Below are 26,324 nucleotides of genomic sequence, written 5' to 3' on the forward strand. Positions count from 1 at the left end.
TGTGTTATTACATGTAGTTTAACGTCCCAGGCCGTCTTTTACTTGCTATAGCACCCCTTTCCCCCAATTTGCAGGCCCTTTTCTGCTCACACCGGCGCCTGTTTTGTGGGAGAACTAGCGCCGTTTAGGGGCCTACTACCCACGTTTGCACACCGGGTGAGGGAAGCAAACCGCAGGTGGTAGGGGGTGCATCGGCAAGCGCGGCGTTTTATCCGGGATAGACTCCCACTCGCGATCTGGGAACGCGTATCGTAGGAGATAAACTCTGCAGACCCTTAATTAGGAGGTTTACATGGCCGAGAAGGACCCCGCCAAGGGCGATTCCAACTTCCCGCTTATCCGCGATGGTGTTGCATCGTACCTTCACGACAGCGACCCAGAAGAAACTCGCGAGTGGATGGATTCCCTCGATGGTCTGCTGGACCATTCTGACCAAGAACGCGCACGCTACCTGATGCTGCGCCTTCTGGAGCGCGCCACCGCAAAGCGCGTGGAGCTTCCCTCGCTGACGTCGACGGACTTCGTCAACACCATCCCCACCAACATGGAGCCAGAATTTCCTGGCGATGAAGAACTAGAAAAGCGCTACCGCCGCTGGATCCGCTGGAACGCTGCCATCATGGTGCACCGCGCGCAGCGCCCCGGCATTGGCGTCGGCGGCCACATCTCCACCTACGCGGGTGCCGCCCCGCTGTACGAGGTTGGACTCAACCACTTCTTCAAGGGCAAGGACGATCCTTCAGGCGGCGACCAGGTCTTCTTCCAAGGTCACGCCTCCCCGGGCATGTACGCCCGCGCCTACATGGAAGGCCGCCTCTCTGAGGAAGACCTCGACGGCTTCCGCCAGGAAGTCTCCCTCGGTGAAGGCAAGGGTCTGCCCTCCTACCCGCACCCGCGCCTGATGCCATGGTTCTGGGAGTTCCCCACCGTGTCCATGGGCATTGGCCCGATGAACGCCATTTACCAGGCACGCTTTAATAAGTACCTGGAAACCCGCGGCATCAAGGACACCTCCAAGCAGCACGTCTGGGCCTTCTTGGGCGATGGCGAGATGGACGAGCCAGAATCCCGCGGCCTGCTGCAAACCGCTGCGCTGTACGAGCTGGATAACCTCACCTTCGTGATTAACTGCAACCTGCAGCGCCTCGACGGCCCAGTGCGCGGTAATACCCAGATCATCCAGGAGCTGGAGTCCTTCTTCCGCGGTGCCGGCTGGGACGTCATCAAGGTCATTTGGGGCCGCGGCTGGGACAAGCTGCTGGACAAGGACACCGAAGGTGCCCTCGTCAACGTCATGAACACCACCTCTGACGGTGACTACCAAACCTTCAAGGCCAATGACGGCGCTTATGTGCGCGAGCACTTCTTCGGCCGCGATGAGCGCACCGCAAAGCTGGTAGAAGACCTCTCCGATGACGAAATCTGGGCACTGCGCCGCGGCGGCCACGACTACCGCAAGGTCTACGCAGCGTACGCCCGCGCCCTAGAGAACAAGGGCTCCGGCAAGCCGACCGTCATCTTGGCCCACACCATTAAGGGCTACGGCTTGGGCCACAACTTCGAGGGCCGCAACGCTACCCACCAGATGAAGAAGCTGACGCTGGAGGATCTCAAGAACTTCCGCGATAAGCAGGAAATCCCCTTCTCCGATGAAGAGCTGGAAAAGGATCCCTACCTGCCGCCGTACTACCACCCGGGCAAGGACTCCCCGGAGATCAAGTACATGCTGGAGCGCCGTAAAGAACTCGGCGGCTTCCTGCCTGAGCGTCGCACGGACTTCACCCCATTGGAAGCACCTTCCTTGGACAAGCTGCGCTCCGTGCGCAAGGGCTCTGGCAAGCAGGAAGTGGCTACCACCATGGCCTTGGTGCGCACCTTCAAGGAGGTCATGCGCAATAAGGAACTGGGCAAGCGCATCGTGCCCATCATCCCGGATGAGGCTCGTACCTTCGGCATGGACTCTTGGTTCCCCACCATGAAGATCTGGAACCCGCGCGGCCAGAACTACGTGCCGGTGGACCACGACCTGATGTTGTCCTACCGCGAGGCCACCGATGGCCAAATCATGCACGAGGGCATTTCTGAGGCCGGTGCGGCAGCATCCTTTACCGCCGCCGCTACCTCGTATGCCACCCAGGGCGAGGCCATGATCCCGCTGTACATCTTCTACTCGATGTTCGGCTTCCAGCGCACTGGCGATGCCTTCTGGGCCGCCGGCGACCAGATGGGCCGCGGCTTCATCATCGGCGCTACCGCAGGCCGCACCACCCTGACCGGTGAGGGCCTGCAGCACATGGATGGCCACTCCCCTGTCTTGGCAGCCACCAACCCTGCGGTCATTTCTTATGACCCGGCCTTCGGCTTCGAGGTTGCACACCTGGTAGCCCGCGGTATCGAGCGCATGTACGGCGAGGACAACGAGCCGGTCATGTACTACCTCACCGTGTACAACGAGCCGGTCCACCAGCCGGCCGAGCCGGAGAACTTGGATGTGGAAGGCCTGCACAAGGGCATCTACCACTTCAATACCGCCGAGAAGGGTTCCACCCCGGCCAATATCCTGGCCTCGGGTGTTGGCGTGCACGAGGCTCTTCGCGCACAGGAGATGCTGGCTGAGGACTACGATGTCAAGGCATCGCTGTTCTCCGTGACCTCCTGGAACGAGCTGGCCCGCGATGGTGCTCGCCGCAATAAGGAAGCGCTGCGCAAGGGCGAGGAGCCTTCCGAGGCATTCGCTACCTCCCAGCTCAAGGACTTCGAGGGCCCATTCGTTGGTGTCTCGGACTTCACTACTGAGCTGCAGGAGCAGATCCGCCCCTACGTCCCAGGTACCTACATCACCTTGGGCGCAGACGGCTTCGGCTTCTCCGATACGCGCGAGGGTGCCCGCCGCTTCTTCAATAACGACGCGGAATCCATCGTCGTCGCAGTGCTCGATGGCCTTGCCCGCGATGGCAAGATTGAGCGCTCCGTTGTGGAAAAGGCAGCCTCCGAGCTGAAGTTGGATGACCCAACTGCACCTAATAGCGGCGAGTAATTTCGCCCCCGCCTTCACAACGGGCTTTTAATTCAGGCGCTTCCGGCTTTGTGCTGGGAGCGCCTTTATTATTTTTGCCCTATTCCCCCTACCCAGTACCGCGTGCGCCTATTTCTCCAATGCCACGCTCCAATCGCTACTACACTGGGCACTATGGCAAATGACCTCAGTGCCCAATTGCAGGCAAAATTTCAAGGTTCTGACTCAGATAAGGACCACGACCCGGATCGGGATACGCTGGGCGAGCTCATCGCCCTCATTATCAAAGTCACCGGGACCGAGGCCGAACTTGGCGGAGACACCGCGCTTTCCGATGTCGGCGTGGAATCCCTCGAGCTTATAGAGCTCACCGTGCGTGCAGAAGAGCTCTTTAAGGTGCGGCTTACTGAGGAAACAATGCTTAATTGCGAGACCATCGGCGATATCGCTGACTATTTGGAGGACCACCAATGATTTCTTACCTATCCGATATGGACGGCGTACTCATCAAAGAAGGGGAAATGATCCCCGGCGCCGATAAATTCATTCAGGCACTAAAAGATAATGACATTGAGTACATGGTGCTCACTAATAACTCCATGTCCACCCCGCGCGACTTGGCGGCGCGGCTGCGCAATACCGGCCTGGATATTCCGGCCGAACGCATTTGGACCTCCGCTACGGCGACGGCAAACTTCCTGGCTACCCAGGCCAGCTCCAGCAAGGCCTACGTTGTGGGAGAGTCCGGCCTCACCACCGCCCTGCACGAGGCCGGTTGGATCCTCACAAATGATGACGCAGACTTCGTGGTCCTCGGTGAAACCCGCACCTACTCCTTTGAGGCGATTACCACCGCCATCAACCTCATCCGCAATGGCGCCCGCTTCATCGCCACCAACCCTGATGTTACGGGTCCCGCTCCCGAGGGCGTGCTTCCTGCAACCGGCGCGGTGGCCGCATTGATCACCGCCGCTACCCACCGCGAGCCCTACTACGTGGGAAAGCCCAACCCGGTCATGATGCGTTCGGCGCTTAACCACATCGGCGCACACTCTGAAAACACCGTCATGATCGGTGACCGCATGGATACCGATGTCAAGGCGGGCCTCGAGGCCGGCATGCGCTCCATTTTGGTGCGCTCCGGCATTTCCGATGACCGCGAAATCTCCCGCTACCCTTACCGCCCGACCGCCGTGTTTAAGTCGGTTGCAGATATTCCCGATAAGATCATGGATCCCTTCGCCGAGGAGGTATCCTAAACGGTTCCCGCCGCGCGACCTAGCTCGTGCGGCTCGGCTTACTTGGCCGCGCTCGAGCCGATTCGCTCGAGCGCCTTAGCTAAAGCGCACCGTGGCGCTAAAACCATAGCGCTGCGCAAGGTAGCACACCGCGCTTTCGAGCGCGGCAAGCTCCGCTTCGGTTCCGGTGAGCACCTGGTGGCAGCCGATACCGACGCCAGAATCCATTCCCGGGCCCGTAGCCTCACCGCGCACGAGCGCCTCCATAGAGATCTCATCGCGGTACCACCGAGTGCACCACTGGGCGGTCAGCGGGTCATCGCCTGGGACGATGAACTCCGATTCGGTGCGAATGCACCGATCCATGGCATGCTCTACTTCTGGGCGCAACGCACGCGGCATCCCAGAAATTTTCAGCACACCAGTGACCACGATGGCCGCACCATTGCGGCTGGGCCACGTGTAGTTGGAGGCCGGTTGATCAACCGGCACTGTATTGACGCAAGTATTCATAGCCGATATCTCCCTCGACAAATCACCACTGCGATGCACACGCGTGGCGTGCGGCGCAGTGCAAGACGAGCTTCGTCTTCCCCAACGAACTGTCTTTTGCGTCTGCACCCAATTTTCCTGCGCCACACCACCCTCTACAACCCTCAACTTTCACTTCAACCCCCAAGTTCTAAACCTCAACCCAAAGTCCAGACTGTGATTAAAGTGTCCGAAGAAATTGGAGTTACAACAGTGAAATTTGTGAGGTTTTCGCGCTTGAACTGTTTCCCTGAAGTAACTTCTTGACAAGAGTCAGACGCAGGGCAGCTACCAGTAGGAACAGTAACCTACAGTGCTCACACTCCACACCCGCAAAAGAAAACCGCGTCTCGCCCCCTAGAGGCAAAGAGCTCCGAAAAATCCTGCTCGAAAAGACCCCTGCGGGGGTAATCGGTCGCCATACTCCCCACACACCCCTCCCTCTAGGAGAAGATCAGCATCCGTGGACAGATGGTTTATATAAATTTAATTTAGGGTAAGGAATAGTTTGACACGATCCCAGAGCCATGCCTATACTGAAATAAATTCAAACAATCCGGTTTGAACCCATCCCCAAAAAGAAAGGTACAACCATGTCTGGTCTGTCTTCTTTGTCCAACCTCGGTTTCAACCTCCTGTCCCTCGTTGACGGCATCTTCTCCCAGTTCCTGATGTTCTTCGAGGGCCTCTCCGGTCAGACCCTGTTCTAAATAGAACAGCTTAAGCTCCCCACTCCATTGGAATGGGGAGCTTTTCTCGTTTTCCCGTTAAAGGGATTTTGCGATGGAGGCCTTATAGCGCCTGCCAGATCTTCGAATTGGTTTCATTCCACAGCGGTTTAGCCCAATCGCCAAACTCTCGGTCCGCCAATGCGACCATGGCGTAGTCGCCGGCCAGCCAGAGGTAGGTACCGGACATGCCGAAGTGCCCGGTGGCATCGGCAGGCAGGGCACCCATCCAGTGGTCTTTCTCGCCGCGGATCTCAAAGCCAAGGCCCCAGGTGCAATCCTTAAAGCTTCCGTAGCCTGGCACGATGCCGCGCAAGCCACCGAAATGAACGCGGCGCATATCGGCCACGGTGTTGGGGTGCAGGAGCTGCGGGTCCTGGACCTCGGCCGAAAATGCCGCGAGATCCTGCACGGTAGAAACCAGCCCGTGCCCTGCCGAACCCTCTAAGCGCGTGGAGGACATGCCAAGCGGCTCGCACACGCCTTCGCGCAGGTACTCCGCAAACTCGATGCCGGTGGCCTTTTCAACAATCTCTGCGGCCCATTCATAACCGGCAGAGGAATAGATGCGCCGCTCGCCTACCGGCTTTTGTTGCTCGCGCGAATCGAATTTCACACCTGAAGCGTGCGCGAGCAAGTGCTCTAGCGTCGCGCCTTCGGGACCAGCAGGTTGCTCTAGTTCTACCGCGCCTTCTTCAACCGCCAACATAATGGCGTAGGCGGAGACGAGCTTGGTTACTGATGCCACCGGAAACTCCCGGGAAACATCTCCTATTTCATCGAGAACATCGCCGCGTTTCAATAACGCGGCGGCGACATTGTCTACGGGCCACTGGCGTAAAAGTTCTAACTCGCTCATGCCCACTAGCCTACTGGGACCAAGCATGGGCATGGCTGCGGTGGGAGAAGAAGGAAGTAGTTTTTAAAGAATTAGCGGGTGACTGTTAACGATCCATGCCTGCACGATCGATATATAAAGTGAAAGGTCCTTTTTCAAGGATATTTCGCCCCTTCCCTATCACTCGCGTTCTCTACTTCCCCCTCCTCTCTCCCTACAACTGCCGCGGACTATTTACTGGTCCGCGGCAGTCTTGTAATCAATGTAGCCGCGCTCGCCGCCGACGTAGAACGTTGCCTGGTCAGGCTCATTGAGCTCCAGGTTCTCTTCCCACCGGCGCACCAAGTCCGGGTTAGCAATGAGCTGGCGGCCCACCACAATGGCATCCACATAGTCGAGGTCCAGCTCGCGCTGTGCATCTTCCTTAGTGGTCACGGTGCCAAAACCGTCATTCATCAAAACCTTGGTTTCGCCATTGGCGCGGGCCTTCTGTGCCAAGGCCGAGATGAGCTCGCCTTCCGGCTCTGCGTGCAAGAAGGAGACATAAGCCAGGTTCAGCGGGGCGATGGCGTCCAGCAGGCCGCCGTAGGTGGCCAACATGTCTGTCTCATCGTCTTCGACAATGCCCTGTACGACGTGGGCCGGAGAAAAACGAACACCTACGCGGTCTGCACCGATTTCATCCACGACGGCACGGATCACCATCTCTGGCAGGCGCCACCGGTTTTCGGGGCTGCCGCCAAATTCATCGTCGCGCTGGTTAGCAGACGGTGCCATGAATTCGTGCAGCAGATAGCCATTCGCATTGTGGATCTCTACACCATCAACGCCCGCGTCGACGGCTCGGCGTGCGGCGGCGCGGAATTCCTCAACGATTCGTGGAAGCTCATCGGCTTCTAGTGCACGCGGTACCGGTGCATCCATCTTGCCGGCAAAGCCGCGAACCTGGCCGTCCCAATCCAGCGCGCTCGGGGCCTCTGCCTGGGCGCCATCAATGAGATCTGGGTGGCTGGTGCGGCCGCCATGCATGATTTGCATGAACAAGACGCCGCCCTTGTCGTGCACTTCGTTGGCTACCTCGCTCCAACCAGCTGCCTGCTCATCATCAACGATGCCCGCCTGCCCCGGGAACGCGCGGTTGGTCCAAGCGGGGAAGGTTCCCTCCGTCACCACGAGCCCGGCGCTAGCTCGCTGGGAATAGTACTTCTTGTGTAGCTCGCTGGGCACACCGCTGTGACCTGCACGCTGACGCGTTAGCGGCGCCATGGTCACGCGGTTATTCAACGTATAACGGCCAAGTTCCAAAGGTGTAAATAATGATGTCATGTCTACTGAAACAGCTCGCGGTTGAAATTTGTTCCACCTTTTATTCTGTTGTTGCCCCACCTGCGATAGAAATAATAAAGAAACTAGAGGTCACCGCACCCGTTAAAGGTCAATGAAAAAGACACCGCCTCGGACTATGAGGCGGCGTCTATGAGCTCCTAGTGGGGATGCTTAGTGGGGTTCTGAAGGAATCGCGGTCTGCTGGCTATTCGCCGCCCCGCTATTTCCGTCTGCACCGGAGTCTCCATCTCCATTCCCCTGGCCATCGCCAGCATCGCCGTTTGAGTCAGCGGGCCCATCCTGACTGCTACCGTGCCCGTCCCCGGAATTAGGCGTGGAGTTGGGCGCCTGGCTGGGATAGCTAGGAACGGTCGGCGTATTGGTGGTCGTGGGCGTTGAGTCAGCGTCCGTCGGTTCCGTTGGAGCGCCGGTAGTAAGGGGGTCTTCCGAAGGCACATTCTCCCCAGATTCCGTTGGAGCCTCAGAAGAGGATTGCGTATCGCGATCCTTCCAATAGTCCGGCGACAGCCAGCCGGCTTCCCCTTCCTCTGGGTTGCTTGCCGCGAGGATGAGCAAGCCAACGACAAGCAGAGCCGCCACGAGGCCGGTGGTGGAGGCTCGCACGCGCCCGCCGATGGTGGCGATCTTTTGGAATTGGGTACTGGTCTGAATCGTGCGCCAGATCTTTCGGCGCGATTCCTCGTCATCTTCTGCGGCATCTTCGCCCGCTTCGGTCGTGACTGCTTGTTCATCGACCTTGGTCTCAGCACGATCGACTTCTTCTGGGACCAAGTCCTCTTCCGCCGTGGGGTCATCTACTGGCGTATCGGGGCGGGAGCCTTCCCCTGCGTCCAAGGCGTCTTTGGCAGACTGCGCCGCGGCATGCTTTGGGCCCGCAGGTTTCTTCTTTTTCTGCTCCTGCAGCTCATCAAAGTCGATGGCGGAGCCGTAGTGGTCCCAGAATTCCGAGAGCAGCGCCGAGCGGATGGCGCGCTCCACGGACCACTGGCGGGCGGGATTCACCGTCACCATGATGCGGTAGCCCACCTGCCACGGCTGGCCGGCCACCTGCGGGCTGACCAATTGCGTGGCGGGAAGGACCGTGAGCTCGCCGGCGACGTCGACGGAGATCTCTGGGGCTTTAATAGCGTGCTGCGAGATCTCCTTGACGCGGCTCGTAATCTCCGGCAGGGACTCGCCCTCATGCACTGGGACATTGATATTGACCACCGCGCGGGACCATTCCTTGGAATAGTTGGTCACCACGCCGGCGGAACTATTGGGGATGGTCACCAACTCACCGCTAGGGGTGCGCACCTTCGTGGTGCGCAGGGTCAGCGTCACCACATCGCCTTCTACCCCAGGAATGCCGGCAAAGGAGACATAGTCACCCACGCCGAATTGCTTTTCCGTGAGGATGAAAAATCCAGAAAGGAAATCCGAAATCACGGACTGGGCGCCAAAACCAACCGCGGCAGACACTATCGTCGCAGGCACCGCAGCGCCCAGCGCCGGAACGCCGAGATTAGTCAGCGCGGCCGCGACCAATAGGAAGTACGCAACCGCTTGGACGATGTAGACCAAGGCCCCGGTCAGCGCCAGCCGCGCCTTCGTGGATTCTTCTTGCTCATCCAAATTATGTTCAATAATCCGGATGGCTAGGCGCCCCATGCGGGGCAAAAGAATGCCGATAATCACGAATGCGATGAGCGGCAAGCCGTGGTCAACGATGAGGCCCCACAGCTCAAAAAAGAAATACCTCAAGTTCATGGTTCAAGGATATGGCACCTAGCTGAGAAATTGATGCCAGTTTTCTGACAGAAGTAAGAAGGCGGGAGTGGGAAGATGGGGGCATCGGCAAGCAGAGGCCTGGGAGGCTAGTCGCGCGATTGGTAGCGGTCCATCAGACGATCAATCAGCTCATCAGTAAGCTTGTCATCTTCCAAAATCGTATCGAGCAGCCGCTGGGATTCCTCACTTGAGGTCTGCTCCTCTTCCTCATAGGAATCGCCGCTAAAGTCCACGCCAAAGTCCATGTCCTCGGACTCCGCTGGCGCCGAGCTGAACTGATCGACGTCCGATTCAAAGGACTGCAAAAACTCGCTGGCCTCTTCCGCCGCATCCTGGCGGCGCTTGCCGGAACGCACTTCCTTTTCGATGCGCCGCTGCAGCGCCTCTTCCATCTGCCGGTGGCGCCAGGAGCGCACGCGGTGCGGCTCCAGCTTGCGCCCGACCGCCCGGCTCTTGTTTTCTGCCTTCTTCGCCAGCACCTTGACCTGCGCGGCCGTATCATTAATCGGCGCCCACTCCTGGTTCGCGGGCACGCGCCACCCGGCCCAAATGCCCAGCAGCGCCAAGAAAATAGAGACCAATGGCCCCACGATCATGCCGACGGCCAACATGGGCCCGACCCCCGGAAAGTGGACACATCGGGGGCTAGCTATGCTGCTGTGGTCAGTATAGCCGAAGTCTTGGTTTCAAAGACATCAGGCGCTACGAGATTGCACCAGGAGTGCCGCCTGCGCGTGTTATAGCGCATGCACCACCGGAAGACCTCTTGGCGACAGGTAATTGGGTTGTCAAAGACTTTCCGATCACGCAAGACTTCTCGCTTTAAGGTGGCGTTAAACGATTCTGCCAGGGCGTTATCAGCACTCGTACCTACCGCTCCCATGGACTGGCGTACACCAAGTTGGGCGCAGTGGTCCCTAAATACCTGTGAGGTATACACACTGCCGTGATCGGAATGGAAAATTGCCCCGTTAAGGCTTCCGCGGACTTTTCTGGCATGAGACAAAGCTTCGATAACCAGCGATACCCGCATGTGATCCGCGAGTGCATGACCGACAAGTTTGCGAGAGTAGACGTCGATGACCGTGGCAAGGTACATGTTCTTGCCACCCTTACACGGCAGGTAGGTAATGTCGCCGACATAAACGCGGTTTGGCTCTTTAGCTGTGAACTTGCGGCCTACTAGATCTGGCATGACGCGGTGACCAGGCTTACGCCTGGTAGTGATGCATCGACGCCGTTTAGTAAAGCCTTGAAGTCCCATGGCTTTCATGATGCGTGCAACTTTCTTGTGATTGACCGGGGTATACGCCGTGTCTTCCTTAAGGCTTGCGGCGATGCGTTTAGCCCCGTAAAGACCATGCTCATCATCGAAGATGGTCTTTATTCTTGCACCTATAAGACCATCGGAATACATCTTTAACCTGCGTTTTTCGCGGGTTTTGACCCATTTGTAAAACGAGGAGCGATTGAGCTTTAACACGTGGCACATCCGCTTAACCGAGTACTCGGTTCGGTGGTCATCGACAAACTGGAAGCGGATCACCAGTGAGTCTCTTCGGCAAAATACTTAGCAGCCTTACGCAGGATATCGCGTTCTTCGCGCAGCTTAGAGACTTCTTTTTCCAGCTGGCGGATTCGCGCAGAATCATTCGCCGCTTGGGCTTGATCGTGCACTGCTTTTATGCGGGCACGTTTGCCGGTGCCGTACTTCTTGACCCATGAATGCAGCGAGGCTCGGTTGATGCCGAGCTCTGCTGATGCTTTGTTCAGCGAGAGGTCCTCGTTGTTCTCATAGAGGGCTACGGCATCGCGTTTGAACTGTTCGGAGTACCTGGACATGGTGGTAGATTACCTTTCTTCCCAGCCCGACTGGGCTGGATATCAGGTGTCCACCGAATGGGGGTCAGGTCCCATATCGAAGTGGTTGCCCGCCAGCACGATTACCGAACAGGCAATGGCCGGGATCACCGTGGGCTGATTATCGCCAAAGACGGCGGGCTCGCGCCCCATAGCAATATCGCGAATCATGGAACCACCGGTAGCGGTAAACACACCCATCATGATGCACGGAATCGGCGGCAGACCATAGGTAATAGCCTTCACGGCGCCGGTTCCGGCCCACAGGCCAGAAACCACGGCATCGCCATGCGCCTGGATATAATCCCAGGTCTTTCCCTTAAAGTAGACAAAGCGCGCAATCAACGCGCCCGTGAACGCCAGGTACAGGTACTCCGGCTCGCTCATCGCCGCTACCGTGCCGCGATTAATAAGTACGTCGCGCACCATGCCCCCGCCCAGGGAAGAAAACATCGCGATGAAGAAAAACCCGATGATATCGTATCCGCGCTTGCGCGCAATGGTGCCGCCGATAATTCCCATCAGCAATACACCGCTGACATCGGACCAGCGATAGAGGGACTCAATGAGCGGATCTACTTCTGTCATGCCGTTTATTAGACTGCACTGCTCACCCGCGCGCAATTCGCCTGCCCACATGCGCTGCGGTGCTACACTTTTCCTGTTCTAATGCCCCTTCTATCTCTGCCGATATTCCGCATGAAAAAGATTCTCTCGCTCTTGCCGGCGCTCCTGCTGGTTGGGTGCTCGTCCGCCCCCCGCTGACGACGAGCCCAATTTCACCGATACCAGCCCGCACAGCACCAATTCAGACAGCGGTGCGCTTGCCGATGCCGACTTCGATACCGATTCCGCGCCTTCCGCAACTGCCAAGCTTTCCAAGCCGCAGAAAGCGGAGAAAGACGATGATTCCGCACTCGCTGCGCAGGTAGGCGGCATGTGCGGCATTCGCGATTACGCACAAATCATCGCCGACGACGCCACCGATTGCGCCTTTGCCCTGGACATTTATAAGCACGCAATGGATGCCACATACAGGCTCGAAACCCCTGATCCAACCGTTACTGAAGCCTGGCAGAGCGACATTACCGTAAAGAACCCGAGCTCTGGTGAGAGTTACGATCTCCACTGCATCATGGCCACGAATCAAAAATCCGTCCATTGCAGGTCCCAAGAAGACGAAAATATCGGCACCCGCATCGAGCTGACCGCCAGGCCGATTTTCTCCAAGCGCGTGCGGCCTAAACGACAGGATGTGTTGGTGAAGTTATATGATTAGCACGTCTGGCCTGCTGATATTAGGACTATTTCACTTATCCGGAGGGATAACGCAGCCTCGGACCTGAAATACCGCCGGGGGCATGCTGATGTGCTAAGCGCTGAGGTTCACGATGAATGGATGAGTAAGAATCATCCTCGATGCCCCGTCTGTAGCGAGGTGTGCACCAAAATACGGGACTACAAGCACCAATCCGCCAGCGAAGGCGATGGAACGCCTGTAAAGCCACTGACACTCGCGCTAGAGGACGACCCAGGAAAGTGGACGCATCAGGGGGCAGACCCACATGCCAAAGTGGACACCCTAGCCAGCCAAGAAACACAAGCCACCAGCGGCCTTGAATACGGCCGACCAGCAACTTTCGACAGTGCCTACAACCACTCTATGGGAATACGCAAAGGCCACGTGCCCTAAACCACGCAGTCCACCAACACAAAATGTCGTTTACCCCGACACGCCGGAAAACAACACATTTTGTCGTTTAACCCGCGCGTGCGCACCGAATACTAAAAAGGAGGCGCCAGCATTGCTTGCCGACGCCTCCTTCTACCGTGGGGCCACCGGGACTCGAACCCGGGACCGACGGATTATGAGTCCGGAGCTCTAACCGACTGAGCTATAGCCCCACACGGAAGTCATGCCGTTGATTACGACACTCCGCTCCCAAAAGATTAGTCAATAGCTCGCGAAAGACCAATTCCCTCATCTCTCCCGCTCTGACCCCCTCTTCGCCCCCTTAGGGTAAAACTTTTATATGCGAAAGCTATTGCCTTCTCTCGTTCTTACGTCTGTCCTCGTCCTCACAGCGTGCTCGAGTCCTGATGATGACAAAGACGCAGCACAACAAGGCCAGCAGGCTGAACCCGCTGAATCGCAATCCCAATCCGTGATCGGTACATGGAAGCAGGAGGACAGCGCTTCCGAAGATGGCTGGATGGAGCCAGCATTGCTGATGGCGTCATCACTGTGGAATGGACGTTTGATAATGGCAAGAATCGCTCGATCTACTGGATACGATCCAGATCTCACCGATTCCCTACTTGAGAAGATCAAGCAAGGCGGTACCGCTTCAGGCGCAGTCGCCTACGAACTCGATGATGAAGCCACCCCAGTAGAGCTTGTAGCTACAGACAATTTTGGCCAAAGCGAAATTGGCCGCCAAAAGTTTGAGCTGGACTCTTCTGACAAGAAGTAGGCATTTCCATTTACCTTCCTTCTCCCGCGCTTTAAAATAAAGAGTGATTTTTCTTCATAACCCCTAACTATGTGACGGGAGAAATAAATGGCTACAGTGGACTCTTTGCTGGTGCCGGGTGCTGTGGATCTTCACGGCGCTGCCAGTGACTGGAGGGAGGCAATCCGACTGTCGGGCAGACTTTTGGAAAAGGCTGGCACAGTAACTTCTGATTACACGGAATCCATGATCCAATCTGTCGAGGACAATGGGCCCTATATCGTAGTCGCGCCCGGGCTCGCTTTCGCACACGCGCGCCCATCAGAGGCGGTAAAAGAAACCTCACTGTCGTGGGTACGGCTTTCAGAGCCAGTGGAATTTCACCATGCTTCCAACGATCCCGTACATCTGGTAGTGGCGTGCGCGGCCAAGAATTCCTCGGAGCACGTGGAAGCGATGAAACAGCTGGCCAGGCTTTTAGCAACCAAACGGGAAGACCTTGACCGCGCAGAGACTGAAGAACAGCTACGGAAGGTCATCACTTCAGATACCCCAACTCAAAAACCTTCCTCTGCTCCAAGTGGTACTACTTCCGCGGCGACAGCCTCTTCAGGAACCACCCACGAAACCGCAGAGGACTCCGTGGCATCCAAAGGAAAGATTCTAACCGTATGTGGCAACGGATTAGGAACCTCGCTTTTTCTCAAAAATACATTGGAGCAGGTCTTGGATGAATGGGGCTGGGGTCCCTACCTCAACGTAGAGGCGACAGACACCATTTCGGCGAAGGGCCGCGCTAGCGAAGCCGACTTTTTGCTCACCTCGGGTGAAATCGCTGCCACGCTGGGCGATGTCGGCGTTCCCGTGTACGTCATCCAAAATTTCACTTCCACTTCCGAACTTGATGCGGCTCTTCGCGAGCTCTATGACATTTAAGGAATAACGCATGGATATTCTTCTGGCCATAGCCAACTTTCTCGTCAACGAAATCCTCGCTGTACCTGCTTTTCTCATCGGCATCATCACCGCCGTCGGCTTAGGTGCCATGGGGCGCGGCGCCGGCAAGACCATCGGCGGCGCGATTAAAGCCACGCTGGGTTTCCTCCTTATCGGCGCCGGTGCTGGCCTAGTATCCGATTCGCTAGAACCGCTGGGTGCCATGATCACCGGCGCGACGGGTGCACAGGGAGTGGTGCCGACTAATGAAGCCATTGTCGGTATCGCCCAAGATAGCTTCGGCAGCCAAGTCGCCTGGATCATGATTTTGGGGTTTGTTGTCTCCCTCATCTTGGCCCGTATTACACCGCTTAGTTATGTCTTCCTCACTGGCCACCACGTACTTTTCATGGCCACGTTGCTGACGATGGTGCTCGTTGCCACTGGATATCCTTCGTGGGTCATCATTGCCTTTGGTGCGGGACTGCTTGGCATTTTGATGGTGTCTTTGCCCGCTATAGCCCACCCCTTTACCCGCCGCATTACCGGCGATGATTCCGTGGCAATTGGGCATTTTGGCACGGCGGGATACTTGGTCGCAGGTGGCGTCGGCAAGGCCGTAGGCGGTAAGGGCGACAAGATGTCGCCTTCGTCTGAGGATCTCAAACTCCCGGAGGGCTTGCGCTTCCTGCGCGATTCGATGGTGGCTACGGCCCTTTCCATGGCACTGATGTACCTCGTGCTCGCCGTATTATTTATTGCACGTGCAGGCTCCGATGAGGCTTTCACGGCCTTCCCGGATGGCGCCACCGATGTGGGCAATTACCTCATGCAATCCATAACGCAGGGCCTACAGTTTGGCGTGGCCGTTGCTGTCATTCTTTTCGGTGTCCGCACCATTTTGGGTGAGCTTGTCCCCGCCTTCCAAGGGATCGCGGCAAGAGTAGTTCCCGGCGCGATCCCAGCGCTCGATGCCCCGATTGTCTTCCCTTACGCTCAAAATGCCGTGCTTATTGGGTTCATTTTCTCCTTCACCGGCGGGCTCGTCGGCTTGGCTGTGCTATCGCTATGGCTCAACCCAGCTTTTGGCGTCGCCCTCATTTTGCCGGGCCTCGTGCCCCACTTTTTCACTGGTGGTGCGGCCGGCGTGTACGGCAATGCCACCGGCGGGCGCCGTGGAGCGGCTTTGGGTTCCTTTGCCAATGGCTTGCTCATTACTTTCCTGCCCGCCTTCCTGCTTAGCGTGCTGGGATCTTTCGGCGACGCCCACACCACCTTTGGCGACGCCGATTTTGGCTGGCTTGGCCTGCTTCTCGGCTGGTCCATCCAGGCCGGCGGTGCATGGAGCGGTATCTTCATCGCAGTGATTGGCTTGGTCATCCTCGCGGTGGGTTGGGTATGCCAGCGCAAGCTTGTCGATACCCACTGGGATCCGGCACCCCATCGACCTTCTCCGGCAAATACGGCCGACGTAGTCGGTGCCACCGCGCCCACCACTGGCGGTACCGCCGAGAGTGCTGGGAAATCCAGCCAATCCAAGCGCTACCCCAAGGTACTTCCACCAGAAGGAGCGCCCACTCCCCCGGCGCGGGTTGAGTAGTCCTGCACCGCACACTTGAGACGTTCCACCTTTCCTAGCGTGCCCTGACGACACTTAGGTAGCTGACCTCGAAAAACACCGTTAGCAATTCTGAGTACAATCGGCGGCTGTACTCACCGCTAGTACAAAATCACTTTTAGAAAAGGAGTAATCATGGATCCCCTCTACACCACTGAAGCACTCGCTACCGGGGCAGGCCGCGATGGCCGCGCCGTAGTGCAAAATTCTGACCTTGACTTCAAGATGGCCACTCCGAAGGAAATGGGCGGCGATGGCAACGGCGCCAACCCAGAGCAGCTCTTCGCCGCTGGTTATGCCGCGTGCTTCCACTCTGCCCTGCAGGTGGTAGCCCGCAGCGAGAAGGCAGAGTTGGGCGATTCCTCCGTGGGCGCCCGTGTGTCCATTGGCAAGGAGGGCGAAGGCTTCAAGCTCGCCGTTGAACTTGAGGTCATCATCCCCGCCCAGGAGCACGACAAAGCACAAGCTCTTGCCGATGCCGCCCACCAGGTCTGCCCCTACTCCAATGCCACCCGCGGCAATATCGACGTCAACGTCACCGTTGCGCAGGACTAAGCAGGACTAATACAGTTTCTTAGTCCTCGGCTCGCAAGGGGCACCATACGCGGGCGAATCCACCGATTCGAATAAGTGAGTCAAACTACGCTGCACGTGTCCGGCGTAGCTGGCAAAATCGAATCATGTCTGTTGAAGCTCGCGCCCTTTCACTGCGGCGGTTATTGCATGATTCCGCGGCAGTGCGGCTGCTGGCGGCCGATAATGCCCCGGTGATTTTGGCGCTGATTACTGAGTATTTTCCCCGCGGCACTCGCGCGCGGCCGGCGGCAGAAGTATATGAGCTGATGGTCACCGATTTTGAGGTGCTTGCCAGTGAATTCTCAATGCCGCGCACACCGCAAAGTTATTGCAATGACTGGGTAAAAGCTGGTTGGCTAGTCCGTAAATCTGGCAAGAGCTCGCGCGGGGAGACTTTGGAACCGAGCGAGGAAGCACTGTCCGCGCTCGAGGCCGTTGAACGTTGGGAAACGCCGGTTACTACGGTCACGGCATCGCGCGTGGAATCTATCGGCTCGGCGCTACAACGCTTGGCGCGGGATACGAATGAGGATATTTCGAGCCGCGTCGCCAGCTTAGAGGCAGAGCGAGACCGCATTGACCGCGAAATTGAAAAGGCCCACCTGGGGCAGTTTGAACGACTAACTGCGGCAGAGACCGAGGAGCGCGTCCAAGACGTGCTGAACATGGCCATGGCGGTGCCAAGCGATTTCGCCAGGGTGCGCCACGAACTTGAAGCCCTCAATCACAGGCTACGCCGCCAGCTGCTGGATCCGGAAGGGTACCGCGGCGAAGTGCTCGAGGAAATCTTCAGCGGCGTAGACCACATCGCCGATTCGGACGCGGGGCGCAGCTTCCGCGGATTCTATTCATACCTCATGGATAGAGAACGCAGCGCGTGGCTAGACCAGTGGATTAAGCAAGTTTTAGAAAGCGAGGTCGGCCAAGAGTTGGCGCCAGAGAACCGTCGGCAGCTGCGGAATCTCTTCCGCGATATGGAAGAAACGAGCTTCGAGGTCAATCAAACGATGACTGGCCTGGCGCGCAGCTTGCGCAACTATGTCTCTTCGGAACAATTCGCAGAAGATCGGCGCATGATTGAGCTACTGCGTGAGGCACGGGGCATGGCCATTGATGCAGCGCAGGCATCGGAGCTGAAAGCCTTTCACCGCATGGAAACTCCCCTGCAGCGCATCGGCATGTCCATTCATTCCGTATCGCGCATCCACTTGGCCAACCCGGGTCGCGAGGTCGTGGAAGAAGCACCGGAAGCCTTCCAGCCAGGCCAGGAGAACGCGGAGGCGTTGTATGAGCTGGTGCGCGAATCAGAAATTGACTTCGAGGAATTGCATGGGGCGATTCGCGGGGCCGTCGGCAAGGCGGGCCCGTGCACGATTGGCCAGGTATTACAGGCGTGCCCTCCCACGCAGGGCCTGGCCAGCGTCGTGGGTTTGGTACACATTGCAGACCAGCACCCGCTGCCGGCTTTGCACGATGATCATGAAAAGGTCACCTGGACCGAAGAAGATGGGACCATTCGCGCGGCGTATATCCCTACTATGTATTTCGATAGCACCACCGTTGAGGAGTTGTAGTGAGCGCTACTGATAATCACCGCGTCGATTCGGCGCATGAGCCCCCGCTGTGGGAAAGCGATAAAGGATCGCTGACCTATAACTCGCGCCGCGCATTGGTGCAGCTCTTGAAGGGGCCGCTCGTGCGAGCGCACAAGGAACCTGTCTTATGGTCCGCCATCATCTCGGACGAAGACAACCTGCGCGCCCGCCTGCATGAGGTATTCCTCGAGCTGGTCGTCGATGAAGGAGAAGGGTTTGCGTTTACCCGGATGGTAGAAGAGGAAACTCTGCCTATCCCGCAGGTGCTGCGCACGGATAAGCTTAAGCACATCGATACCGCCATCCTGCTGAACCTGCGCCAGGAACTTGGTTTGGCGCTGCCCGGTGAACGCGTGATTGTGGATGTAGAAGATCTCCGGGAGGGCATTGGCTACGTCCGCGCGGTTGATAACCGCGATGAAGCCGGGTTCAATAACCGCTTCAATGCGGCGATTAAACGCATCCGCAATGAATATTCGCTGCTGAGTGCCACCGAGACTGAGGGGCGCTACGAGGTATCACCCGTCTTGCGTCAGCTTTTCGATGCCGCCACGGTCACCGCTATCCGGGATGAATACGCCCGCCTCGCAGAATCCGAGGGCGACCAGGAGGAGGCTTCCGATGACTAACCTGTATCCAGATCAATTCCGCATCAGCCGTATCCAGCTCATTAACTGGGGCACTTTTCACGGCTACTTTTCCATTCCGGTAGCCCGCAAGGGCTTCCTCATCACCGGCGGATCCGGTTCGGGCAAGTCCACGCTGCTTGACGCGATGTCGGCGGTATTGGTTCCGCAGAAGGACCTCAAGTTCAACGCGGCATCGCAGCAGGACCTCGGGCGCCATAATGGGCGCAACCTCGTCTCCTATATTCGCGGGGCGTGGCGGCAACAAGAAAATGCGCACACGGGTGAAATCGCCCCGGAGTATTTGCGTGAGGGCGCAACAAACTCGGTGGTGGCGTTGACCTACGATAATGGGGCTGGCACGCAGCACACCCTCATCGCCATCTTCCGTCTCAACGGCGGTGAAAATTCGGTGAGCCAAATTAAACGGCTCTATGGGGTGGTGCAGGGAGATGAGGACATCGATAAGCTCAGCCCCCTACTCACCCGCAACCTGGATACCCGCAAGATTAAGGCCATGTACAAGGGGCCTGGTGCGTCATTTACGCCGACGTACACCACGTTTGCGGATCGCTTTCGCAAACGCCTGGGCATCAAGAGCGAACAGGGGCAGGTCCTGCTGCACCGCACGCAGTCTGCCAAGTCACTATCCAGCCTGGACCAGCTCTTCCGGGACTATATGCTGGATACGCCGTCTACTTTCGAGCGGGCGGAGGAAGCGGTGGAGCAATTTGAGGATCTGCGCCAGGCATACCTTCGGGTAGAGGACGTCAAGGCCCAGATTGAGACGCTGGCACCCCTGCCCCAATTGCACTCCCAGCGCACCACTGCAGAAGCGGATAAGTACACGGCTGAGGCGATGAATGAGGCGCTGCCGGCGGTGCGCGCCCGCTTGGTGGCAGAGGAACTGGACTATCGCATCCGCGCGCTGACCGCCCAGCAGGCAGAGGCGCACTCTGCGGCCGAGGCGCTCGAAGCGGAGGTCACGCACCTTGACGATGCCGAGCGCCGCGCCGCCGTAGCCGTCTCCCAACTTAGTGCCGGCGAGCTGGCCGCCCTAGAAGCCAAGATAGAAACCGCGGAGAAGGAAATTGAGCACCGCTCCAAGGAGTTCCACCACCTTGCCGCTGCCGCCGACCAGTGGACCGATCACTTTGAGCTCAACCCGCACGGCTTCGCCGAGCTGCAGGCGAATGCCCGCCTGCGCATCGCGGACTTCGAGACTGACTCGGCCCAGCTTACTGAGCAGCAACAAGAAGCCGGAGTGGCCGCCCGCGATGCCGCGACAACATCCGCGTCCTTAGAAAGTGAGCTGCACTCATTTAGCTCGCGGCGCACCAATATCGATAAAGCCCTTGTGGAGCTGCGCACCCAACTCGCGCGGGATACTGGCTATGCCGAATCGGAGCTTCCCTTCGCTGGCGAGCTACTGGATATCGCCCCGCAGCAGGCGGAGTGGGAACCGGTGATCCAAAAACTGCTGCACGGATTCGCCGCCACCCTGCTCGTTCCGGAAACCGCGCGGGAAGCCATTAACCAGTGGGTCAATTCGCGCAATGTGGGCACCCGGCTCGAATACCGCACTATCCCCGAGTTTGCTCCTGCGCCCGCGCCCGCGCGCAGCCCGCAACAGCTCATCCACAAATTGGAGTTCCAGGATCACCCCATGGCGCCGTGGGTGCGCCACCATATTTCAAGCCGTTTTAACTACGAATGCGTCAACTCGGTGGCCGCGCTCGAACAGGTAACCAAGACCCCGGCCGTCACGCGCGATGGCTTGGAAAGCCGGCCCAAGGATAAGGATGGCTCGACGCGCTTTATCAAGGATGATCGCACGCGTTTTAAAGGCACGCGGTGGTACCGAGTAGGTTCCACCAATACCGCCAAGATTGAACTCCTGCGTTCCCAATTGGCGGAAGCGAAAGCCACTGCTCGTGCCATGGCCAAACAGGTCCACGAGCTCAACCGGAAGATGGATATCCTGCGCACGCAGCGCGATAAAGCGCAGCGCGTACTGGAGACTAAGTTCCAGGATATTGATACCGCTTCCGCTGAGGCGCGCAAACGCGATTTGCAAGAACAGTACGATTCTTTGGCTTCCTCCCCAGAGGCGCAGGCCCTAGCCACGGCGCACGAGCAGGCAAAGGAAAAGCTCACCGCCGCCCGCGCCCAACTGAACGAAGCACAAAAACACCTCGGCAACGTGGAGGGCGAGCTGAACCGCTCCACCCGGCGGCGCCAAAGCATCGGAACCGTGCCCACGGTGGCGGATCAGGGCATCGCCAAGGCGGTCGAAGAAGCCCTGCACAAGGGCAGGAGAAAACTCACCATCGATGACATCGATGCCCGGCGCGATGAGGTGCAGGCCAGCCTGCAAGAAACCGCGCGTAGGGCCGCGCGCCGCATCGAGGAGACGAATGCCAAGATTGTCTCTGTCCTCCACAAATACCTATCGCAGTGGCCGGCAGAAGCCGCGGATTTGGAGCCGCAGGCCAGCTTCGCCGGCGAAGGCATGGAGAAGCTGAAGTTCCTGCGCGCGGACCGCTTGGCGGATTTTCGCGCTCATTTCTTGGAGCTGCTCAATGGCACGACGGTGCAAAACCTATCGCACCTCGCCTCTTCGCTTCGCCATGCCCGTAGCGATATCGAACAGCGCATGGAGTTTATTAATAAGTCACTGGAGCGCACGCCCTTCAATGGGGACCGCACCCTGCGCATTGATGTGAAGGATGCCCGGGGCCAGGTGGTGCAAGACTTCCAGCGGGATCTTGATGCCGCAACGTCCCATAGCCTGGCGGAGATTAGCGCCGATGATCCTGAAGCTGCGGTAGCGCGCTACCACGCCCTGGACAAGATTCTCAGCCGCTTGGGCTCGTCTGAGCCAGAGGATATTCGGTGGCGCAACCTGGTCCTCGATACCCGCAAGCATGTCAGCTTCATCGGCCGCGAGTGCTATCCCGATGGCACGACCGCCAATACGTATCAGGATTCTGCCTCCCTCTCCGGCGGCCAGGCCCAAAAGTTGGTCTTCTTCTGTTTGGCTGCGGCGCTGCGCTTCCGATTGGCGGAACCAGACCAGGACGTTCCCACCTACGGTTCCATCATTTTGGATGAGGCCTTCGACCGCGCTGACCCAGCCTTTACGCGCACCGCCATGTCCGTGTTTGCGTCCTTTGGTTTCCACATGATTTTGGCAACGCCATTCAAACTCATCCAGACGCTATCGCCGTACGTGGATGGCACCATCGTGGTCAATTACGACGAGCCCATTATCCAGGGCCGCCCGCAGGCGCGTACGGGCTATTCGCTTATCGATGCCACCACCTACCCCCAGGAATCCCCGGAGTCCCCCAATGCGGATGCCTAGTGACCTGCACACACATGCGGAAAAATACCTGCGCAACCACTTTGCGGAGGCTTTGTCGACTTCCGATTCGCTGAGCATCGACTGGCCGCTTCATCCGCCTACAGCCGCTACCGCCGCGCGCAATGTCGCCGCCACCCAGGAGTTTATCCGCGCCTGGCAGCGCTGGCCGCACCAAGAAGAGATCCACTACGAATCCCGCAATTGGTCCCGCACGGGTCTGGGCACCAATTCCGTTCCCACCCGCGCGGTACTTACCGGTGCGCCCCGCATCGCCGCGGCCGCAGGCCTCAGCGGCGAATACTCCCGCGCGCAACAGCGCGCATACGACATCGCCGCGATCTTCCCCGACTCCCCTGCATTCACCGACACCGTGCACCGCACCTATCCCCAGTGGAAGGACTTAACTGCATACGATCTGCGCTGCTTAAAGCCATGCTTGACCTGGCTGCGCGCCCATCCGAATTCCGGCGAGTGGGAGCGCGCCGTTCCGGTCGAAGGTGTGGATGGCAAGTGGATAGGCACCCACCGCCGCCTTTTACTCGCGCTGCTATCTCCCTTCGGCATCACAGATTTGGGGCTGCGCCGCACCGACGCCCGCCTGCGCCTGCGCTACCTCAACCACGCCCCAGCGCTGTCCGATATCGAGGTTCCCCTTTCCCAGGCTGCACAACTCTTTCCCACCGCTCCCCCGCGCGTTCTCATCGTAGAAAACAAGCAGACCTTCCTAGCCCTGCCCCTGCTTTCCGATGCCACCCCACCTACCATCGCCATCCTCGGCGCCGGCAATGCCGCTCGCCAGCTCCACGCCCTCGACTGGCTCCACGATGCCGAAATCACCTACTGGGGCGACCTTGACGCCGCCGGCTTCAGCATCCTCAACGGCGTGCGCGCCCATTTTCCCCACACGGAATCTCTCCTCATGGATACCGCCACCGTCACCGAGTTCCGCCACCTCGCGGTCCCCGATCCTGGTGATGGCTCCGCCATACTTAGCCACCTCACCACCGAAGAGCAGCGCGCCTCCCGCCTCCTCTTTACCGAGGGCAAGCTACGCATTGAACAAGAACGGATTCCATTCGCGCATGCCACTGACGCGATTCAATCTACGTTTCAACGCTAGGTTCTAGGTTGGGCAATCTCATCAGAGGACGCAACCCATTGCGAACCCAGTTTCGTGGTCTCGCTCCTATCGGCCAAGCCTAGAATCTCTAGAGATATCGCGCTCAAACTAAATCCTCGACCTACATTATTCGAGGGTCCCCGCCAACCAGGCAGGAACCCTCAAACCGCGTGTGACCACGCCTTTTCTAGTAGCAACAACCCGTCTTCTCCGAAGCGGACTATCACCTCTGATAGTTGTTACCGTATTCCTCTTTCTCCGCAGCAGCAAGACGAACGCGAGTAAAATTACCTGTTGAGCCCCTCGGCTAGTAAAACCTTGCGGCGGCGTCTCTATCTCTCATTGCATCGCAGTCCACTCTATGTCTTCAAAACCCCAGTCGGAGAAGTGCCAGGTGATGGTCTCGGTGGCATCGATAAGCGCGTGCTCCATTGTCTCTTCATCGTCACCGGTAACTGAGAGCTCGAGCATTACTGAAGTATCTTCTTCGTCCAATAGCCCCACGTCCAAGGGGCCGCCATCATCGAGGCCGGAGACAAAGCGCGCGGTCCAATTATCGCCGCCAAAGAAACTGGAGTCATCTTCTATAGCGTGCTTTTCCTCCAAGTCCCACACGGCTTCAATAATGTCCCAGTTACCGGTAATTGCAGCGGACAGCTCGGCGTCACGCCCGTACAGCACCAGCTCGTGGAGCCACGAATAGTCAATAATGAAGCTGCTCATAATGCCTGCCAGTCTAAGCGAGGAGAACCTCGTTCTTGAACGCACTCACCGAGCGTTTTGGTTATAAACCCAGCTGATCAAGTTCTGCGCAGAGAGCATCGATTTGCGCCCGCGTATGGGTTGCCATGAGGGTGACGCGGAGAATCGCCGCGCCTCGTGCAACAGTGGGCCACCGGATTGCCGGGACGATAAATCCATGGTCAAGCAGTGCAGCGCTAGCGTCCATCGCGGCGGCCTCATCGCCCACATGCACGGGGATAATCGGCCCTTGCTGTGGCGTAGTCCCGCGTGTGTTGTGCCAATAAGCAATATTGCCTTGCAGTTGGTTAACCAGACTGGGATCAGACTCAATGAGCTTTAACGCAGCGAGCACGGCGGCCGATGTTCCTGGCGTGGGCGAGGTAGAAAATACGAAGGACCGGGCTTGTTGCCGTAGGAGCTGCGCAACCGGCTTACTCGTTGCCACGATCCCGCCTTCTGCACCAAGCGCCTTACTAGCGGTAATAAGCTGAATATCGGGCTGGACGCCGAAATATTCTGGCAGGCCAAGGCCGCGGTCGCCGACGGTGCCAAACGAGTGAGCATCATCGACCATAAGCCAGGCGCCGTAATCACGCGCCAATCGCGATAGCTCAGGCAAGGGCGCGAGCACCCCGTCCATGGAAAAGAGGCCATCGGTAACCACCAAGGCATACTTGGTGGTCCTGTTAGCCAAGGCATCTTCCACAGCGCGGGTATCGCGGTGCGCCGTGACGACGAGGGAGGCGCCACTCGCCTTTGCGAGCCGGCAGCCATCGATGATGCTGGCGTGGTTGCGCGCATCGGAAATAATGGTGAGTTCGGGCGAGGCTAAGGCCTGCAACGTCGATAGATTGGCTTGGTACCCGGTGGCAAAGAATACCGAGTCTGAATACCCAGTCAGCCGGGCCGCAGCGGCTTCTACCGCAACGTGTAATTCAGACGTACCGGTGGTCAAACGCGAGCCGCCTGAGCCTGCGCCGTAGTGATCAACGCTGTCCTTTACGGCGCTTTTAATCTCCGGATGCTCTGCCAGGCCCAGGTAATTCGACGAGCTAAAGAGCACCGCGTCTTTGGCCATCTTCCCGGCGTCCGTCCGCAAGGAGCTTTCCGGGACTTGCCCACTTGCAAAGACCGAAGGGCTGCGCCACAGGCCGTCTTCTCGCCACTTATCGAGGCGAGCAGATGCGACTTTCTCTAGGCTCTCGTTCACTGTTCTGCCTCAAAATCCACGAGTACGGCGCGGTTTTCCAGATAATCTATCAACGCTTCGATGTCGGCTCCTGGTTTGATCATGAAGGCCCGTGCCCCCTCATCCGATCCAGGTTCCTTAATGTGTGGAAGGCGGTGGTACGTGTCATCTATGCAGACGTAACCGGTGGTATAGGCCGGGTCATCAGATACGCAGACTTCTGCTAGAACGTCAGGATGCGCGGCAACCTTGCTCGCCAGAACGATGGCTTCACGGGCTGCATCCTTGCCTTTGAATTCTTCCTCTGTAGCACCGTACGCATCCATGTGGCTTACGCGGACGCCGCGCTGTGCGTCTGGCTCGCAGCGCTTACCTGTATCGGCCGCAATGAGCATCGCACCGCGCATATTCCTAGCGGTAAACGTCCCTTCAATGACTACCTGGGAATAAGCGGTCATGGGGCGCAATAGTTCCTCGATGACGTCCCTAGCCTGCGAGGGCGATTGCACCGCTTCTTCTTTTACCCCTACGGAAGGGACGTGCAGAATATCGGATTCAGCCAAAGCCTCCACGGTGATGAAGGTATTTTCCGCCATTCCCTTCGGGTGCGCCAAAGCACGCTCGGATAACGCTGCACAGACCGCCGGAACCTCGTGTTCCCTAACAATTCGCTCTGCTCCCGAAATGTGCTGGCCTGCGGAATCAGACCGCATTCGCACTGAGAAATAAGTCATAATCTGAGGGTACCGGACGTATTGAACGGTGTTCAGGA

General features: G+C 58.1%; 20 protein-coding genes, 1 tRNA gene and 2 pseudogenes. 12 read left to right on the plus strand and 11 right to left on the minus strand.

The annotated features are described in order from the left end of the window. Positions 1-292 precede the first annotated feature (292 nt). From aceE to EL217_RS08140, 3 genes are all read left to right on the plus strand, one after another. Positions 293-3,037, plus strand: a complete 2,745-nt coding sequence (aceE, locus tag EL217_RS08130; protein ID WP_023017180.1) for a pyruvate dehydrogenase (acetyl-transferring), homodimeric type — start codon at positions 293-295, stop codon at positions 3,035-3,037. Positions 3,038-3,190: 153 nt separating this feature from the next. Further along, positions 3,191-3,490: an acyl carrier protein gene (locus EL217_RS08135; RefSeq protein ID WP_126319481.1), complete on the plus strand. Its 300-nt coding sequence runs from the start codon at positions 3,191-3,193 to the stop codon at positions 3,488-3,490. Beyond that, positions 3,487-4,275, plus strand: coding sequence for an HAD-IIA family hydrolase (locus EL217_RS08140; RefSeq protein WP_023017178.1), 789 nt, complete (start codon positions 3,487-3,489; stop codon positions 4,273-4,275). The genes EL217_RS08135 and EL217_RS08140 overlap by 4 nt, the downstream gene beginning before the upstream one ends. 75 nt (positions 4,276-4,350) lie before the next feature. Here EL217_RS08140 and EL217_RS08145 read toward each other — a convergent pair whose 3' ends face one another. The 7 genes and pseudogenes from EL217_RS08145 to EL217_RS08175 all read right to left on the minus strand — a co-directional run. Beyond that, positions 4,351-4,767 (minus strand): hypothetical protein, encoded by a 417-nt coding sequence (locus EL217_RS08145; RefSeq protein ID WP_126319483.1) that lies wholly within the window; start codon positions 4,765-4,767, stop codon positions 4,351-4,353. A gap of 810 nt (positions 4,768-5,577) precedes the next feature. Then, positions 5,578-6,372: a serine hydrolase domain-containing protein gene (locus EL217_RS08150; RefSeq protein ID WP_172596723.1), complete on the minus strand. Its 795-nt coding sequence runs from the start codon at positions 6,370-6,372 to the stop codon at positions 5,578-5,580. Positions 6,373-6,585: 213 nt separating this feature from the next. Next, positions 6,586-7,677, minus strand: coding sequence for an alkene reductase (locus tag EL217_RS08155; RefSeq protein WP_035108426.1), 1,092 nt, complete (start codon positions 7,675-7,677; stop codon positions 6,586-6,588). A gap of 171 nt (positions 7,678-7,848) precedes the next feature. Beyond that, complete coding sequence (locus tag EL217_RS08160; RefSeq protein WP_126319487.1) at positions 7,849-9,447, minus strand: mechanosensitive ion channel family protein; 1,599 nt, start codon at positions 9,445-9,447, stop codon at positions 7,849-7,851. Between the two features lie 107 nt (positions 9,448-9,554). Continuing rightward, positions 9,555-10,079: pseudogene (locus EL217_RS08165) on the minus strand (trimeric intracellular cation channel family protein); the annotation flags it as partial. A gap of 38 nt (positions 10,080-10,117) precedes the next feature. Further along, positions 10,118-11,310 (minus strand): IS3 family transposase gene (locus tag EL217_RS08170; protein WP_126319489.1). Its coding sequence is split into 2 segments (ribosomal slippage): positions 10,118-11,031 and positions 11,031-11,310, totalling 1,194 coding nucleotides; the frame shifts between segments, so codons are not numbered across the junction. A gap of 72 nt (positions 11,311-11,382) precedes the next feature. Beyond that, positions 11,383-11,916 (minus strand): annotated as a pseudogene (locus EL217_RS08175) (trimeric intracellular cation channel family protein); the annotation flags it as partial. A gap of 151 nt (positions 11,917-12,067) precedes the next feature. Between EL217_RS08175 and EL217_RS08180 the strand changes: the two are divergent. Next, on the plus strand, positions 12,068-12,607 hold the full coding sequence (locus EL217_RS08180; RefSeq protein WP_126319491.1) for a hypothetical protein: 540 nt from the start codon (positions 12,068-12,070) through the stop codon (positions 12,605-12,607). A 552-nt stretch (positions 12,608-13,159) separates the two neighbouring features. Here the strand turns inward: EL217_RS08180 and EL217_RS08190 are convergent. Next, positions 13,160-13,233, minus strand: a tRNA-Ile gene (locus EL217_RS08190). 359 nt (positions 13,234-13,592) lie between these two features. Between EL217_RS08190 and EL217_RS11360 the strand changes: the two genes are divergently transcribed. The 8 genes from EL217_RS11360 (at position 13,593) to EL217_RS08230 (ending at position 23,619) form a co-directional block, all read left to right on the plus strand. Then, positions 13,593-13,802: a DUF5067 domain-containing protein gene (locus EL217_RS11360; protein WP_232018239.1), complete on the plus strand. Its 210-nt coding sequence runs from the start codon at positions 13,593-13,595 to the stop codon at positions 13,800-13,802. Positions 13,803-13,889: 87 nt separating this feature from the next. Then, the gene (locus tag EL217_RS08200; protein WP_126319495.1) at positions 13,890-14,717 is read left to right on the plus strand and encodes a PTS sugar transporter subunit IIA; all 828 of its coding nucleotides are present in this window, start codon (positions 13,890-13,892) and stop codon (positions 14,715-14,717) included. Positions 14,718-14,727: 10 nt separating this feature from the next. Then, entirely contained in the window at positions 14,728-16,317 is a 1,590-nt protein-coding gene (locus EL217_RS08205; protein WP_126319497.1) for a PTS ascorbate transporter subunit IIC, read from the plus strand. Between the two features lie 153 nt (positions 16,318-16,470). Beyond that, positions 16,471-16,890 (plus strand): organic hydroperoxide resistance protein, encoded by a 420-nt coding sequence (locus EL217_RS08210; protein ID WP_126319505.1) that lies wholly within the window; start codon positions 16,471-16,473, stop codon positions 16,888-16,890. A 125-nt stretch (positions 16,891-17,015) separates the two neighbouring features. After that, positions 17,016-18,485, plus strand: coding sequence for a DUF3375 domain-containing protein (locus tag EL217_RS08215; protein ID WP_126319507.1), 1,470 nt, complete (start codon positions 17,016-17,018; stop codon positions 18,483-18,485). After that, positions 18,485-19,135 (plus strand): DUF4194 domain-containing protein, encoded by a 651-nt coding sequence (locus EL217_RS08220; protein WP_005278162.1) that lies wholly within the window; start codon positions 18,485-18,487, stop codon positions 19,133-19,135. The genes EL217_RS08215 and EL217_RS08220 overlap by 1 nt, the downstream gene beginning before the upstream one ends. Continuing rightward, positions 19,128-22,499, plus strand: coding sequence for an ATP-binding protein (locus EL217_RS08225; RefSeq protein WP_023030434.1), 3,372 nt, complete (start codon positions 19,128-19,130; stop codon positions 22,497-22,499). Before EL217_RS08220 ends, EL217_RS08225 begins: the two co-directional genes overlap by 8 nt. A gap of 52 nt (positions 22,500-22,551) precedes the next feature. Beyond that, positions 22,552-23,619, plus strand: coding sequence for a Wadjet anti-phage system protein JetD domain-containing protein (locus tag EL217_RS08230; RefSeq protein ID WP_232018241.1), 1,068 nt, complete (start codon positions 22,552-22,554; stop codon positions 23,617-23,619). Positions 23,620-23,958: 339 nt separating this feature from the next. On the opposite strand, the gene EL217_RS08235 is transcribed toward EL217_RS08230, so the two are convergent. The 3 genes from EL217_RS08235 to EL217_RS08245 all read right to left on the minus strand — a co-directional run bounded on the left by EL217_RS08235 (position 23,959) and on the right by EL217_RS08245 (position 26,286). Continuing rightward, on the minus strand, positions 23,959-24,342 hold the full coding sequence (locus EL217_RS08235) for a hypothetical protein (RefSeq protein ID WP_126319512.1): 384 nt from the start codon (positions 24,340-24,342) through the stop codon (positions 23,959-23,961). A 61-nt stretch (positions 24,343-24,403) separates the two neighbouring features. Beyond that, positions 24,404-25,573 carry an aminotransferase class I/II-fold pyridoxal phosphate-dependent enzyme gene (locus tag EL217_RS08240; RefSeq protein WP_126319514.1) on the minus strand — a complete coding sequence of 390 codons (1,170 nt, stop codon included), beginning with the start codon at positions 25,571-25,573 and terminating at the stop codon, positions 24,404-24,406. After that, positions 25,570-26,286: a 6-carboxyhexanoate--CoA ligase gene (locus EL217_RS08245; protein ID WP_232018243.1), complete on the minus strand. Its 717-nt coding sequence runs from the start codon at positions 26,284-26,286 to the stop codon at positions 25,570-25,572. The genes EL217_RS08240 and EL217_RS08245 overlap by 4 nt, the downstream gene beginning before the upstream one ends. Between the last annotated feature and the right edge of the window lie 38 nt (positions 26,287-26,324).

The sequence above is a fragment of the Corynebacterium segmentosum genome (genome assembly GCF_900637825.1).
GTDB lineage: Bacteria > Actinomycetota > Actinomycetes > Mycobacteriales > Mycobacteriaceae > Corynebacterium > Corynebacterium accolens.

Bases quoted from the DNA above. Each gene is read 5' to 3' on its own strand.
- aceE (WP_023017180.1), top strand. From the start codon at position 293: ATGGCCGAGAAGGACCCCGCCAAGGGCGATTCCAACTTCCCGCTTATC.
- EL217_RS08135 (WP_126319481.1), top strand. From the start codon at position 3,191: ATGGCAAATGACCTCAGTGCCCAATTGCAGGCAAAATTTCAAGGTTCT.
- EL217_RS08140 (WP_023017178.1), top strand. From the start codon at position 3,487: ATGATTTCTTACCTATCCGATATGGACGGCGTACTCATCAAAGAAGGG.
- EL217_RS08145 (WP_126319483.1), bottom strand. From the start codon at position 4,767: ATGAATACTTGCGTCAATACAGTGCCGGTTGATCAACCGGCCTCCAAC.
- EL217_RS08150 (WP_172596723.1), bottom strand. From the start codon at position 6,372: ATGAGCGAGTTAGAACTTTTACGCCAGTGGCCCGTAGACAATGTCGCC.
- EL217_RS08155 (WP_035108426.1), bottom strand. From the start codon at position 7,677: ATGACATCATTATTTACACCTTTGGAACTTGGCCGTTATACGTTGAAT.
- EL217_RS08160 (WP_126319487.1), bottom strand. From the start codon at position 9,447: ATGAACTTGAGGTATTTCTTTTTTGAGCTGTGGGGCCTCATCGTTGAC.
- EL217_RS11360 (WP_232018239.1), top strand. From the start codon at position 13,593: ATGGCAAGAATCGCTCGATCTACTGGATACGATCCAGATCTCACCGAT.
- EL217_RS08200 (WP_126319495.1), top strand. From the start codon at position 13,890: ATGGCTACAGTGGACTCTTTGCTGGTGCCGGGTGCTGTGGATCTTCAC.
- EL217_RS08205 (WP_126319497.1), top strand. From the start codon at position 14,728: ATGGATATTCTTCTGGCCATAGCCAACTTTCTCGTCAACGAAATCCTC.
- EL217_RS08210 (WP_126319505.1), top strand. From the start codon at position 16,471: ATGGATCCCCTCTACACCACTGAAGCACTCGCTACCGGGGCAGGCCGC.
- EL217_RS08215 (WP_126319507.1), top strand. From the start codon at position 17,016: ATGTCTGTTGAAGCTCGCGCCCTTTCACTGCGGCGGTTATTGCATGAT.
- EL217_RS08225 (WP_023030434.1), top strand. From the start codon at position 19,128: ATGACTAACCTGTATCCAGATCAATTCCGCATCAGCCGTATCCAGCTC.
- EL217_RS08235 (WP_126319512.1), bottom strand. From the start codon at position 24,342: ATGAGCAGCTTCATTATTGACTATTCGTGGCTCCACGAGCTGGTGCTG.
- EL217_RS08245 (WP_232018243.1), bottom strand. From the start codon at position 26,286: ATGACTTATTTCTCAGTGCGAATGCGGTCTGATTCCGCAGGCCAGCAC.